Origin of the sequence: Pseudomonas sp. WPR_5_2, from assembly GCF_003634475.1 — a bacterium.
Classification (GTDB): Bacteria; Pseudomonadota; Gammaproteobacteria; order Pseudomonadales; family Pseudomonadaceae; genus Aquipseudomonas; species Aquipseudomonas izuensis.
In genome coordinates, this window is record NZ_RBLA01000002.1 from 675,291 (window position 1) to 689,538 (window position 14,248).

Genomic DNA, 14,248 nt, shown 5'->3' on the forward strand with positions numbered 1-14,248 from the left:
GACAAAAATATTGACTGACACGGCTTCTTCGCGAGCAGGCTCGCTCCCACAGGAGAGCCCGTCCAACGCTATCTGACAGTTAAACCAACATCAGAATTTGAATGCTTGTCGTCCTACCAGTAACCATTTCCCGTGTTGCTTCTGCCAGATCTGCAAGTTCTCGATTTCGGTGGGAACCACTTCGGTACCCTTGAGGGCCTGGGCCGAAAAGTGATGGCGGACCAGTGCGACATCACCGGAGACCGTGATGGTCTGGTTCTGCATCTCGAGGGTTTTGAACGCGCTTTTGCCGGTTTCGATGTCGGCGATGAAGGCTTGCTTGTCCTGGATCTTGCCGCTGGAATGCCCGTAGGTCAGGTTCTCGGCGGTCAATGCCTGAAGTTGCGCAATGTTCTTGTGCAGCATGGCGTCGGTCAGATGGTCGACGGCTTGCGCGACATCCTTGTCACTCGACGAGGACGCGGCTACGACATAGCCGCTGAACAGGCAGAGAAAGCCGATCAGCACTTTGACTTTTTTCATGGGAGTTTCCTTGTTGTTGTAGGTTGTCGTACAACCTATCAGATTTCCCCTGAAATGGAAGATGGCGGGCAGGGGATTGATGGAAGACGACACCTACCGCATGTCGTAAAAACCGTAAAACCCGGTTGCAGGCTTTCAGTAACCGCCGTGACCCGCCGATAACCTCTTCAGCAATGGGCTTTCTTTAGGATGATGAAGCCACCCAAACGATAGACGTGCGAAAAGAGGAACCACAGAGTGTCCATAAAACTGCGTTTACTGTTACTGATCGGCACCGGCGTGCTCACCGCATTGATCATGGGCATGGTCAGTTACCTGGGAAATAGCCAGATGGCGGGGGCGGTGCAGGCCAACGACGTTGGCATGACCGCACTGCGCAATCATCTTGAGGCCGACATGATGCACGATGCGCTGCGCGCCGATGTGCTGTCGGCGATGCTGGTGGGCTTGGGCAAAAGCACCAGCAGCAAGGCCGAGGTGCGCAGCTCCATCGAGGAGCACACCGCGCACTTTCGTGAAGTGCTCGGCGAAAACCTCAAATTGCCGGTCAACGACACCCTGAAAACCGCGCTGAACCAGATCAAGCCCAGTCTCGATACCTACATCAGTGCCGCCGAGCGCATTGTTGGCCTGGCCCTGGAAAACCCCGAGGCCGCGCAAAAGGAATTGAGCACCTTCAACAGCGCGTTCAGCCAATTGGAAAACCAGATGGCGGCCCTCAGCGAGCTGATTGAAAACAACACCCAGCACACCAGCCAGGGCACGGCGCAGGCCATCAGCAATGCCAACCTCACGGTCGGCGTTGTGCTCATCGTCAGCCTGCTGCTCCTGCTGGTGCTGGGTCGTTCGGCCATTGTCAGCATCTTGGGGCCGTTGCAGACCGCCAGCCGCATTGCCGAAAGCATCGCCCACGGCAATCTCGGCGAGCCAATCGTCGAGAGCCAGCGCAACGACGAAGCCGGTCAATTGATTCGCAGCCTGGCCACCATGCAGCGGGATTTGCGCGGCATGATCGAAGTGGTGCGCAGCAACGCCCATGGCGTCAGCGGCATGAGTGAACGATTGAGCAACGGCTGCCACGAAGTCGCGGGCAGCAGCCAGCAACAAAGCGTCGCGGCCAGCACCATGGCCGCGGCCGCCAGCGAAATGACCGCGAGCATCGAGGAAATCACCCGGCATGCCGAGCGCGCGCTGAACATGGCCAACCAGGCCGAGGCGCTGGCCAAGGATGGCGGGCGGGTGATCCATCAGGTGGTCAACGACATGGACGGCATCGCCCGTTCGGCGCAGCAATCGGCGCAGGTGATTCGTACGCTGGACAAGGATTCCGAAGCGATTTTCAGCATCATCCAGGTGATCAAGGGCATCGCCGATCAGACCAACCTGCTGGCGCTGAACGCCGCCATCGAAGCCGCCCGCGCCGGTGAGCAGGGGCGCGGGTTTGCCGTGGTGGCCGACGAAGTGCGCAGCCTCGCCGGACGCACCAGCGCCTCCACCCAGGAAATCGCCGCCATGGTCTCGCGCATCCAGCAGAGCACCCGCGAGGCGGTGACCAGCATGGAGGCGGGCGTGGCCCAGGTCGACAAAGGCATGGCGGTGACCGCCGATGTTGAACGCGCCATCCGCGAAATCCTCGACGCCACGCTCAATACCACGCAACTGGTCAACGACATCAGCCGCACCATCGGCGAGCAGAGCCTGGCGAGCAACGAAATCGCCCATCAGGTGGAGATGATTGCCGGCATGTCCGAAGGCACCAGCAAGGTGATAGGGCAGACGGCTTCGACGACCGATGAGTTGTCTTCGTTGGCTGGAAAACTGTCGCAGTCGGTGGATCGGTTTCGATTGTGATTCGTGAAATGCAGACTCTGTAGGCGCCGGCTTGCCGGCGAAGGGGCCATCAGTTTTTCAGTGCTCTCAAGGCCGCCTTCGCTGGCAAGCCAGCTCCTACAGTGATCTGGGTGAATCACAGTTTTGTGATCACCCTGAAACCCTGTGGGAGCGGGCTTGCCCGCGAAGGGACCATTGGATTTTGCGGCGTTCCAGAGTACGCCTTCGCTGGTAAGCCAGCTCCTACAGATACTTATCAGTCACAGCCCCCTCCGAGGCACTGGACACCGTCTTCGCATACTTGGCCAACACCCCGCGTTTGTATTTGGATTCGGGGCGTACCCAACGGGTCTTGCGCTGCGCCAGTTCGGTGTCCGACACATCCACGGTGATCTGCCGGGTTTCGGCGTCGATGGTGATCTTGTCGCCGTCTTCGATCAACGCAATCGGCCCGCCTTCAAAGGCTTCCGGCGTGATGTGCCCTACCACGAAGCCATGGGAGCCGCCAGAAAAACGGCCATCGGTGATCAGCGCCACATCCTTGCCCAGCCCCTTGCCCATCACTGCCGAAGTGGGCGAAAGCATTTCGCGCATACCCGGCCCGCCCTTGGGCCCTTCGTAGCGAATCACGATCACATCGCCGGCCTGTACTTCGCCATTGAGAATGCCGGCCAGTGCGCCTTCCTCGCCGTGATAAACCCGCGCCGTGCCTTCAAAGCGCAGGCCCTCCTTGCCGGTGATCTTGGCCACCGCGCCGGTGGGCGAGAGATTGCCGCGCAAAATCACCAGGTGCGAGTCCTTTTTGATCGGCTGGTCGAAGGGCAGGATCACGTCCTGGCCAGCGGGGTAGTCGGGCACGCTTTCGAGGTTCTCCGCCAGGGTCTTGCCGGTGACGGTCAGCACATCGCCGTGCAGCATGCCGGCCGCGAGCATGCGCTTCATCAAGGGCTGGATGCCGCCAATGGCCACCAGCTCGCTCATCATGTATTTGCCGCTGGGGCGCAGGTCGGCCACCACCGGCGACACCTTGCCCAGTTCGACGAAGTCGTCGAGGGTCAATTCAACATCCACCGCGTGGGCCATCGCCAACAGATGCAACACGGCATTGGTGGAGCCGGCGAGGGCGATCACCACGCGAATGGCGTTTTCGAAGGCCTTGCGGGTCATGATGTCCCGTGGCTTGAGGTCGAGTTTGAGCAGCTCCATGACCTGCTGCCCGGCGCGGAAACTGTCCGAAGCCTTGTCGCTGCCGACGGCGTCCTGGGAGCTGGAACCGGGCAGGCTCATGCCCAGTGCTTCGATGGCCGAGGCCATGGTGTTGGCGGTGTACATGCCACCACAGGAACCGGGGCCGGGAATCGCCACTTCCTCGATCTGCTTGACCTGGATCTCGCTGATGTCCCCGCGCGCGTGCTGGCCCACGGCTTCGAACACGGAAATGATGTCGGTGTGGCCGGCACCCGGGCGGATGGTGCCGCCATAGACGAAGATCGACGGGCGATTGAGCCGCGCCATGCCGATCAGGCAGCCCGGCATGTTCTTGTCGCAACCTCCCACGGTCACCAGCCCGTCGAAGCCTTCGCAACCGGCCACCGTCTCGATCGAGTCGGCGATCACCTCCCGCGACACCAGTGAATACTTCATGCCTTCAGTGCCGTTGGCGATGCCGTCGGAAATGGTAATGGTGTTGAAGATCACGCCTTTGGCGCCCGCGGCATTCGCGCCTTTTTCGGCCTCGATCGCCAGTTTGTCGATGTGCATGTTGCACGGCGTGACCATCGCCCAGGTCGAGGCGATGCCGATCTGCGGCTTGGTGAAGTCTTCATCGGTAAAACCCACGGCACGCAGCATGGATCGGGCCGGTGCGGCTTCGACGCCATCGACCACTTCTGAGGAATATTTGCGCAGATCGTCTTTGTCGCTCATGGCTTTTCCTCACAGGCTCAACTGAAGACCCCTGAGTATAGTCGCCCGTTCGCCGTGACCTGTAGGAGCTGGCTTGCCAGCGAAAGCGTCCTCAAATGCGATACAACACTCGCCTTGGCCTTCGCCAGCAAGCCGGCTCCTACAGGATCGAGGGGCTGGCGACAGATCAGTGTCTGGACCAAGCAGTCGTGAACAGACGCGCGGGTTTGCCGTGTCGTGATATTCTTCGCCCCAACTTGGTTTGACCTATTCAGTTTGCGCGTCCTCGAGATGCGCCAACGGAATCACTGTCGCTCAAGTAGCTGAAGCCAAAAAAGATAAAAAGTCAGTTCAGTAGGGACATATAACTGGGGTCGATGCAGTTCGTCGGCCTTGTGTGCCCACCCTGCGAAACTTATGACCAGGCACCCACGACATTTGCCTGAATGCCGTGAAGCACGGGGCCTGTGGGATAGGGATCAAAAGGGCGGATGACGTTTTATCAAAGGTGTTACAGATGTTTAAGAAAGTGAACACAGCCCTGCTGGGGCTGGCGTTGTCGTTGGGGATCACGACAGCCCAGGCTGAAGAAGCCAAGAAAGTCGATGTGCTGCTGATTGGCGGCGGCATCATGAGTGCAACCCTGGGTGTGTGGCTCAATGAGCTGGAACCCGGCACTTCGATGCAAATGATCGAGCGCCTCGACGGCGTCGCCCTGGAAAGCTCCAACGGCTGGAACAATGCCGGTACCGGTCACTCCGCCCTGGCCGAGCTGAACTACACGCCGGAAGACGAAAACGGCAAGGTCTCGATCCCTAAAGCCGTTGAAATCAACGAAGCCTTCCAGATCTCCCGCCAGTTCTGGGCGTGGCAGGTCCAGCAAGGCGTGCTGAAAAACCCGCGTTCGTTCATCAACTCCACACCGCACATGAGCTTTGTGTGGGGCGATGACAACATCAAGTTCCTGAAAAAGCGCTACGAAGCCCTGCAAGCGAGCCCGCTGTTCGCCGGCATGCAGTACTCCGAAGACCCGGCTGTGATCAAGAAGTGGGTTCCGCTGATGATGGAAGGGCGTGACCCGAACCAGAAAATCGCGGCCACCTGGAGCCCGCTCGGCACCGACATGAACTTCGGCGAAATCACCCGCCAGTTCGTTGCCCACCTGCAAACCACACCGAAATTCGACTTGAAGCTGTCCAGCGAAGTGCAGGACATCACCCGGAACCAGGATGGCAGCTGGCGCGTCAGCTACAAAAACCTGAAAGACGGCAGCAAAACCGAAACCGACGCCAAGTTCGTGTTCATCGGTGCCGGCGGCGGTGCCCTGCACCTGCTGCAGAAGTCAGGCATTCCTGAAGCTCGCGAATACGCAGGCTTCCCGGTAGGCGGCTCGTTCCTCGTGACCGATAACCCGGCCATCGCCGAGCAACACTTGGCCAAGGCCTATGGCAAAGCCTCTGTTGGCGCACCGCCGATGTCGGTTCCGCACCTGGACACCCGCGTGCTCGATGGCAAGCGCGTGATCCTGTTTGGCCCATTCGCCACCTTCAGCACCAAGTTCCTGAAAGAAGGTTCGTACCTGGACCTGCTGACCACCACCACCACGCACAACGTGTGGCCGATGACCAAGGTTGGCATCAAGGAATACCCGCTGGTGGAGTACCTGGCCGGCCAACTGATGCTGTCGGATGAAGACCGCCTCAACGCCCTGAAGGAATACTTCCCGAACGCCAAGGCCGAAGACTGGCGCCTGTGGCAAGCGGGCCAACGCGTGCAGATCATCAAGCGTGACGAAGCCGCCGGTGGCGTGCTGAAACTGGGCACCGAAATCGTCGCTTCGCAAGACGGCAGCATCGCCGGCCTGCTGGGCGCGTCCCCAGGCGCATCGACCGCTGCACCGATCATGCTGACCGTGATCCAGAAGGTGTTCAAGGACAAGGTCGCGACCCCTGAGTGGCAGGAAAAACTGCACAAGATCGTCCCGAGCTACGGCACCCAGTTGAACAACGACCCGGCGAAAGTGGCCGAGGAGTGGGCCTACACCGCCAAGGTGCTGGAACTGCCTGCGCCGCCGGTGATTGGCCAGGTGGCGGCTCCGGCTGCTCCGGCTGAGAAGGCCAAGCCAGTGAAAGAGAGTGCAGCGGCTGATATGGCGCTGTAATTCGGTTGTCCCGCCATTGCGGTGGGACTGACTGAAAGGCAAAAAGAAAGCCCGCTGAACCGGTGACGGTCAGCGGGCTTTTTTGTGGGTGGGCTATATGAGTTTTCATGTGCTCACCGCGGTACCTGTGGGAGCTGGCTTGCCAGCGAAGGCGGCCTGACAGCCGACCTGTCTCTATGCTGACCGAGTACATATCCATTGCTGCGGTAACGGCCACTTATGGTTTCGCCCTTACGGCGAGTCCCTTTGGCAAACGCCCCAAAGGAACCAAAGGTCTCGCCCCAGCGTCCGGCCCCTCGCCAAGGCTCGGGGTTCCTTCGCTCCGGCATCCATCCGGGGACACTGCCCTCCGGTTGGCTTCGCTGCACCTACATGCAGCGTGTTCGACTGCGTCGAACGGCGCTTCGCGCCACTCCCCGGATGAACACCTCCACTCAGCCTCCCGAAGGGGCGGGTGGATCAAAATCAAAAGCGGCAGGCGAGCTAACGCTCGGCCTGTTGAGTGGTGAGAAGCAGATGTACACCGTCCACTGTGGGAGCTGGCTTGTCGGGGCGCCGCATCGCAGCGATGGCGGCCTCACAGCCAACCTGAGTTTGCGGATGAACGCGTTCCCCTGTAGGAGCGAGCCTGCTCGCGATGGACGTCAACGATAACGCGCACCATCCAGACTTGCGCTTGCCAGGCCCTCTCGTTAACCTTCCCGCCGTCGCTGCCATTTCAGCGAACGGGTGTGGTAGCCCGGTGTTGTCATAGGTCCCAGAACGCCTCAGGGCGTTTTTTGCTGGCTGCTTTGTGGCGGCTGTGCATGGGAGGCTTCGGCCTGCCGGGTTCCTATGACCGGTCTACCACCCCGTGTACAGTCGTCTCCCTATTAGCGTGGTAGCAGATGGGGAGAGGCTCACTTTCATAGGAGCTTCACAATGTTCAAGGTAACTCCGAATCCCCCGGACGCGGACGACAGCACTGATACCGATCCACTGACCCCCCCGCCAAAGCCAGCCATGGCCGAACGCCGCCCCAATCCCATCTTCACCATCGCCCCCGACGTCAACAACGAAACCCTCCTGGTTCACGCGTGCGAAACCTTGGCCTCGGCCAGTGTCATGGCCAGTGAACTGGCGTTTATCCTCGAAGGCCCCAAATGCAATCTGGCCCTGGGGATTCAGCAGATGATTTCTCTCGCCGAGTTGTCGGTGAATCGAGTGCTGGATCACGTTGATCCGCAATAAAGAAAACCCGCTGAACCGGTGACGGTCAGCGGGATTGCTGTGGCCTGTGCCACCGTCTTCGCTGCGATGCGGCGACCCGACAAGCCAGCTCCTACAGTGACGCGTTTTCCCGGACGAATTCTCCATCTGATCCGTATTTTTCAGCGCTTTCTGCCTCTGTAATGCACTCAGTTTGCGTCGCACAATTACGACACGTTCCGCGCCTGAAACCGCGGTGCACCGCAAACTCAATGTGTAGGGGGCCTTATGGGCAAGATGGCGATTTTTCTGGGTGGCTTTCTGGTGCTGACTATTTTGATTGGCGTGCTGGCGACGATTTCGCCGGTATAAGGGAGGGCGCGCGGGCTGATCCGGGATTTTCACAAGCCCGTCTGGGCACCAGTAGCCAGTGGCAGCCCCGAGCGAAGCTGCCACGCCCTCAGGGTCAGTTAGGGATCGGAATGTTCACACCTTCTTTCTGCAGGTCTTCGCGCACCGACTGGAATTTCTGGTACTTGGAAATTTCAACCGGGCCGTCATAGGTCATGCTCTGCATCTTGCGAGGCGGATATTTGGCGTAGGTCTTCATGAGCTTGTCGATGGCCTGGCTGATCGGAACCATGGTCCAGGTGCGTTCGGTGATGTTGCTCATGAAAATGTCATAGCGCTCCTGTGGGTCCTGATACAGGTCGAAGACCTGCGGTACCGTCGCCACGTATTTCGCAGCGCCTTTCCAGCCCAGGTTGGTGTCCACGGCCAGGCCGCCTGTCGGGGCGCCATCGTCGCCACGCAAGTTGAACACGGCTTTGTAGTTGCCCACACGGGCAGCTCCCGGGGACAGCTCGTTTTCGGTGAAGTAGAACCACTCTTTGCGTGGATCGGGACCGGTGCCCTTCAACACCGGGGTCATGTCATAGCTGTCGAAGACGATCGGCTGACCTTCGCGATCTTTCTCCGGCAGTTTGATCCCGGCTACCGAGGCGAACGTCGCCATCAGATCCAGGCCACCGATGATGTCGTGGTTTTTGGCGTTCGCCTTGATCTGGCCGGGCCAGACCATGATCGCCGGCACCCGGTTGCCCCCTTCGCGCACCGTACCCTTGGTGCCCCGGAATGGCGTGTAACCGGCATCCGGATAAACGTCCTGCCAGGCGCCGTTATCGGTGGTGTAAACCACCAGGGTGTTCTTATCCAACCCCAGCGCTTTCAACTTGTCCATGATGTGCCCGATACGGGTGTCGAGCTCGACGATCGAGTCGGCGTACTTCGTCTTGGAGATCGACTTGTGGACGAACTCCGGAGCGGGCAGGTTGGGTTGATGCACTTTCATGAAGTTGACGTTGATAAAGAACGGCTTGTCGGATTTGGCCGCGCTGTCGAGGAACTCCAGTGCCGCTTTCTCGACATAGCTGTCGAAGAACGGAATCCCGACCACACCCGGCTTGCCATCCACCACCGGCGTATCCACGTATTGTCCGTTGATCTTGAATTCCTCGACCGCCTTTTCCCCCGCCTTGGCGGACAACGCGCCTTTGGTCACTTGGGCGAACATGGCGCGGGTCTCCGGATCCATGTCGGGGAACCAGGTGGGATCGGCGTAGGTGTAGGCATTGAGGTGGTAAAGGCCGGCGTATTTCATGACGTCGTAACCTTGCGCATTGGGCAGTGCGTAGTCGGCCTCGCCCAAGTGCCATTTGCCGGTGAAATAGGTTTCGTAACCACCGGTTTTCAGCACGGAGGCCAGTGTCCACTCAGCCGCCGGCAATCCGCCGCCCTGACCCTGGAACGCCACCGTGGTCATGCCGCTGCGGTTGGGGATGCGCCCGGTCTGCATCGCGGCCCGGCCCGGCGTGCAGCTGGGTTGGGCATAGAAGGAATAGAAGGTGGTGCCTTCTGCCGCCAGTTGATCGATGCTGGGCGTCGGCATGCCTCGACCGACACCGCCGCCATAAGGGCCGAGGTCACCGTAGCCGGTGTCGTCGGAGACGATAAACAGGATGTTGGGTTTTTCGGTTTGTGCTGCCTGGGCAACGTTGATTGCCATTAACAATGAGCATGCCAGGTAAAACCTGGGGCGGTGCGAGAACCTGTTCATAAGGGTTTTCCTTTCTCTGGTTCCGATCCGTGTTGCAGGTCGCCCCAGTATCGAGGGCAAAACAACAGGACCTTCGTGAGTAACCCCCCAACTTTTAGCCTGGACGGTTCAAGGAAACCCTTTAACGACTGGATCGAATCCCGCGTACCGTTCAAGGCGCCCGTAATAGCCTAGTACGGTGTTTTCGTCGCGCTTGTGACCAGCGGTGTAATTCAGTGTCATTCGTCGCATAGGCTGGATTGAAAAAATCCGGCAAGTTTTATTCTCGAAGGGCTTCCATCAAGGGTTGCACCCATTGATCGCCTTCGAGCCCGACTTACAAGGGGCGCGGCGTTAACCTTTTGAATTCGTCAGGTCTTTCTCAAGGTGATCAAGCAGCGATGCCAGCCTCAGTTCGGCATCGGCCAGCGCCTGTTCGGATGCGACTTGCCAGTCAGGTGCGATGTCGAGCAGATCCGGTTCGGATTCGGCCCGCAGGCACCATTGATGATGATCGTGCCACGAGCCAAGGGACGCTTGTACCGACTTCAGTTCAGCCCTGGATTTAGCCTTGAGCGGTGACAATGCCGGAAACGCATCGGTGAGGTATCTCGCGTTTTTCACAATGATCCTCAGTTCGTGCCGGTCAAAATCCTTGTCCCGCAGACCGGCGATCAACTGAGTGATTCTTTTCTTCAGGGCTTTCTGAACCTGGCGTTTGACATCGGCCAGCTCGCCGGCTCTCTCGGCCGTCCGGAACAACTCAGGCCACCGATCCAGTTCGCCAAACAGTTTGTCGAGCTCCGGGCTGGCCACGATCTTGCGATACTGTTCTGTCAGGGATGCGCTGCGACTCATCGCCTGGTGCGGATAACCCATTTTCTGCAGTTCACCGATGATGACCTCCAGATCCCTCGTGGGGGTCGTCACGCTGCCGACTTCAGCCGCCGCCTGATTCAGCGCTGCAACCTCCGGCATGTTGCGCAGCGGACGCAAAAGGCTTCGAACTTTGCGAACCGCGATCCTCAGGTCGTGCAGGGCTTCGCCGTCGCTGTTGGCTTGCAACCGAGCGCGAGCGTGATAGAGGGAGATTTCGAGGGAGATGATCTTGGCCACGAAATCGTCGACAAAAGACATCATCGTCCTCGCTTGTGAGTGGATTCGCAGAGCGTAGCAGAGCTTCTGTTTGTTGCAGCCATGGCGCACGACAGCTGCAATAAAAAATTCATCAAGTTACCGCAGTAGATTCGCAACAAATCGATACACTGGAATCTTTTGCCACAGGAAGGGCAATGATGCGCCGCGTTGTTTTCAATCAAAAGGGTGGGGTGGGCAAGTCGAGCATTGTGTGCAACCTGGCTGCTGCAAGTGCAATGGAAGGCTATCGGACACTCGTTGTCGATCTGGATGCCCAGGCCAACACCACGTATTACCTCACCGGTCTGACCGGCGATGACATCCCGGTGGGCATTGCCGATTTTTTCAAGCAAACACTGTCCTCCGGGCCGGCAGCCAAAAAAAGCCGCGCCCAGATCGTCGAGACGCCCTACGACAATCTTCACCTCATCACGGCCAGCGGCGAGCTTGCCGACCTGCAGCCCAAGCTCGAAGCCAAGTTCAAGATCAACAAACTGCGCCGGCTACTGGACGACATTTCCCCGAACTACGACCGGATCTACATCGATACGCCTCCGGCGATGAATTTCTATGCGTTCAGTGCGCTCATTGCCGCGGACGCGGTGTTGATTCCATTCGATTGCGATACCTTCGCGCGCCAGGCGTTGTACCAGGTGCTGGCGCAGGTGGCAGAGCTTCAGGCTGACCATAATGAGTCACTGGTCGTTGAAGGCATTGTCATCAATCAATATGTGAATACCACGGGCTTGCACCGCAACCTGGTCGAAGAACTCATCGTCGAGGGGTTGCCGATTCTTCCGGTGTATCTCGGCAGTTCGGTCAAGATGCGTGAGTCCCATGAGCGGTGCCAACCGTTGATTCACCTCGACCGGCATCACAAGCTGACCGGGCAGTTCGTTGATCTCTTGCACGTGCTGGAGGAAGCAAGCTGAAGCGGCGCGGGCGATGATTGTGTGGAGCTTTGAAAGCCCGACGACCAGTGAGCGGCATGAACCGTTTCGTCATGCGCTCCAGGAGATTCACGACCGTATCAAGAGGTTGGTCACTGTGAAAACCAGGCAGTGAACTTTATCAATGCCTGTGCTGCAATCAGGCTGCCGCCAGTCCCCCGTCAATCAGGTAGATCGCCGCCGAAAACGTCACGATCGACAGCACGGTACTGACCAGGATGGAGGTGGCGGCTTCGCTCTGATAGGCGCCGGTCTGGTTCGCGAACATCGCCGGGATCGTCGCCGATGGAAGCGCGCACAGCAGGATCATCTGTTGTGCGTAAAGGCCATGAGTGCCCAGTACGACAGTGGCGCCGAACATCAGCACGGGGTGAATGAACAGCTTGAGTCCAAGGTTGGTCCACACCTCACCCGACATTTTCAGCTTCTCGGAAGACATGATCAGCCCCAGGCACAGCAGTGATACGCCCGGTGTTGCCTTGCCCAGAAGCGTGAGTGATTCCGCGGCCAGCGGCGGCAGTTTGACCTGAAGCAGGGAGAGGAGGATGCCCAGGGCCGGTGCCCACATCAGCGGGCGGCGTACGGCGCCCGACAGGCTCGACACGAATGCCTGGGTGCCGCTGCCTTTGCCATCGGCGATGGTGAGCAGCATGGTCGTCACCGGAATCATCACCAGGCTCGCGACCAGGTTCAGCACCAGTACTGAATAGATGCTGCCTGCGCCGTACATCGCGCCGAGGATCGGGATGCCCATGAAGGCGGCGTCGGGGTAGCCGTTGACGAAGCCCTTGAGCGTCGCCACCTTGAGGTCGCGAAAGCGCCACCAGCCGATCACCAGTGCGATCGTATACATGCCCATGATGCCGATAAATGTGGCGGCGACGAATTTGAAGTCGAACAGCTGTTCGCGAGGCGTGCCGGCCATCCCGACAAACAGCAGCGCCGGGAATATCCAGCCGAGCACCAGCCGGCTGATCAGCAGGCTGTCCGAATGGCTGAGCCGCCCGCGCTTGCCGGCGATATAGCCCAGCGCGATCACAAACGCGACGGGCAAGATGGGCCCTACGATCCTGTCTAACATGTCATCAATCCTCGTATTTATTCTTATCAAGAATGTCGCCATGGCTGATCGAGGCCGACAGTGAAGGCTGTGGCGTCGGCTTCGATCAGCGGTGCAATCGGCTTATGGGTCAGGGTTTGAAGCGGTAGTCGCGAATGACGTCCGGGTCCGGCTCGATGCCGAGTCCTGGCCCTTGCGGTACGTCGATGCGTCCGTTTCGGGGAATGATGGCGTCGCCATAGAGTTGCGCTTCGAGATCGAAATAACGCCATTCCACCAGTGACTTGGCACCACCCAGGGCGGCACTTCCATGCACGGCGGCCAGCAGGCCGGGGCCGTCATAGAAGGCGTGGACCATCACGGTGACGCCATGGGCGTTTGCCAGCGCATAGACTTTTTGCAGTTCGGTGATGCCGCCCATTTTTGCCGGGCTGGGCTGAATGAAATCGACCGCGCCGGCTTCGAGCAGGTGCTGGAAGTCCATCAGCGTCGACGCATTCTCGCCGGCCGCCACCGGAATGCCGCCGTGCCTGCGCACCGTCGCCAGACCCGAATAGTTCTCCGGCGGCCACACCGGCTCTTCGATCCAGCGCAGATTCAGCGGGCGAAGTTTCTCGGTCATATCCAGTGCTTCACGCACGGACCACGGGGCGTTGACGTCGAGGGTGATCTCCACGTCGGGGCCAGCGGCTTCGCACGCGGCGCGGATCACCTCGACATCGACCTCATGCAGCTTCAGGTGGCGGAAACCGCTGTTGACTGCGCGTTGCACATTGATGCGGATGAGCTCGGGGTCGGCATAGCGGATCAGGCTTGCATACGCCGCCAGCGAGGTGGCCTCACTGCCGCCAAGCAGCTGGTAGATCGGTTGGCCGGCCGCTTTGCCAGCAATGTCCCACAGCGCGATATCAATCGCCGACAAGCCGTAGATGAACGCGCCGCTGCGACCGAAGACGTGAAACTTCTTCTGCAAATCGCCCTGCAATTTCTCGCGGCGTGTGACATCGCTGCCAATCAGCTCGGGCGCAAGGATGGTGTCGATCACGATTTTTACCGCCGGTATCGCGGTGAAACCGAAGGTTTCGCCCCAACCGACAATGCCGTCGTCGGTCGTGATTTTAACCACGAGGGAATCGACCATCTGCAGGTCTTTCGGCCCCCAGACCCCACCGGCCGACTTGCCTCCAGTGGTGAACGGAATCCGCAGCGCAATGGTTTCAATACTGGCAATTTTCATAAGACGTCGCCTCAAGCGGGTTGCACGGTGTCGCGGCGATTTTCGGGTTTCGCCTGCGCCAGGTTGAGGACAACGTATATGACATCCTGTTGTCCTTCAACAGAACAACTGGTGTTTTTCTTCAGGCTTTAGTCTATATGTCTATTAAGTAATTGATTTTAAA

General features: G+C 59.2%; 10 protein-coding genes and 1 pseudogene. 5 read left to right on the forward strand and 6 right to left on the reverse strand.

What is annotated here, in order from left to right:
- Positions 1–90 precede the first annotated feature (90 nt).
- Complete coding sequence (locus BJ917_RS11925) at positions 91–522, reverse strand: nuclear transport factor 2 family protein (RefSeq protein ID WP_121103436.1); 432 nt, start codon at positions 520–522, stop codon at positions 91–93.
- A 237-nt stretch (positions 523–759) separates the two neighbouring features.
- On the opposite strand from BJ917_RS11925, the pseudogene BJ917_RS32685 reads away from it, so the two are divergent.
- Both BJ917_RS32685 and BJ917_RS32690 read left to right on the forward strand, forming a co-directional pair.
- Positions 760–1,515: pseudogene (locus BJ917_RS32685) on the forward strand (MCP four helix bundle domain-containing protein); the annotation flags it as partial.
- Positions 1,516–1,647: 132 nt separating this feature from the next.
- Positions 1,648–2,373, forward strand: a complete 726-nt coding sequence (locus BJ917_RS32690) for a methyl-accepting chemotaxis protein (protein ID WP_372237718.1) — start codon at positions 1,648–1,650, stop codon at positions 2,371–2,373.
- Between the two features lie 222 nt (positions 2,374–2,595).
- Here BJ917_RS32690 and ilvD read toward each other — a convergent pair whose 3' ends face one another.
- Positions 2,596–4,278 (reverse strand): dihydroxy-acid dehydratase, encoded by a 1,683-nt coding sequence (gene ilvD / locus BJ917_RS11935; RefSeq protein ID WP_121103438.1) that lies wholly within the window; start codon positions 4,276–4,278, stop codon positions 2,596–2,598.
- Between the two features lie 496 nt (positions 4,279–4,774).
- On the opposite strand from ilvD, the gene mqo reads away from it, so the two are divergent.
- Both mqo and BJ917_RS11955 read left to right on the forward strand, forming a co-directional pair.
- Positions 4,775–6,418, forward strand: a complete 1,644-nt coding sequence (mqo, locus tag BJ917_RS11945; RefSeq protein ID WP_121103439.1) for a malate dehydrogenase (quinone) — start codon at positions 4,775–4,777, stop codon at positions 6,416–6,418.
- Positions 6,419–7,339: 921 nt separating this feature from the next.
- Positions 7,340–7,648 carry a DUF6124 family protein gene (locus tag BJ917_RS11955; protein ID WP_177435579.1) on the forward strand — a complete coding sequence of 103 codons (309 nt, stop codon included), beginning with the start codon at positions 7,340–7,342 and terminating at the stop codon, positions 7,646–7,648.
- A 424-nt stretch (positions 7,649–8,072) separates the two neighbouring features.
- On the opposite strand, the gene BJ917_RS11960 is transcribed toward BJ917_RS11955, so the two are convergent.
- Positions 8,073–9,671, reverse strand: coding sequence for an arylsulfatase (locus tag BJ917_RS11960; RefSeq protein WP_372237719.1), 1,599 nt, complete (start codon positions 9,669–9,671; stop codon positions 8,073–8,075).
- 384 nt (positions 9,672–10,055) lie between these two features.
- Positions 10,056–10,817 (reverse strand): CHAD domain-containing protein, encoded by a 762-nt coding sequence (locus tag BJ917_RS11965; RefSeq protein ID WP_256658541.1) that lies wholly within the window; start codon positions 10,815–10,817, stop codon positions 10,056–10,058.
- Positions 10,818–10,996: 179 nt separating this feature from the next.
- On the opposite strand from BJ917_RS11965, the gene BJ917_RS11970 reads away from it, so the two are divergent.
- Positions 10,997–11,770, forward strand: a complete 774-nt coding sequence (locus BJ917_RS11970) for a ParA family protein (protein ID WP_121103516.1) — start codon at positions 10,997–10,999, stop codon at positions 11,768–11,770.
- 157 nt (positions 11,771–11,927) lie between these two features.
- Here BJ917_RS11970 and BJ917_RS11980 read toward each other — a convergent pair whose 3' ends face one another.
- Positions 11,928–12,869 carry an AEC family transporter gene (locus BJ917_RS11980; protein WP_121103443.1) on the reverse strand — a complete coding sequence of 314 codons (942 nt, stop codon included), beginning with the start codon at positions 12,867–12,869 and terminating at the stop codon, positions 11,928–11,930.
- Positions 12,870–12,978: 109 nt separating this feature from the next.
- Positions 12,979–14,085 (reverse strand): mandelate racemase/muconate lactonizing enzyme family protein, encoded by a 1,107-nt coding sequence (locus BJ917_RS11985; protein WP_121103444.1) that lies wholly within the window; start codon positions 14,083–14,085, stop codon positions 12,979–12,981.
- Positions 14,086–14,248 lie beyond the last annotated feature (163 nt).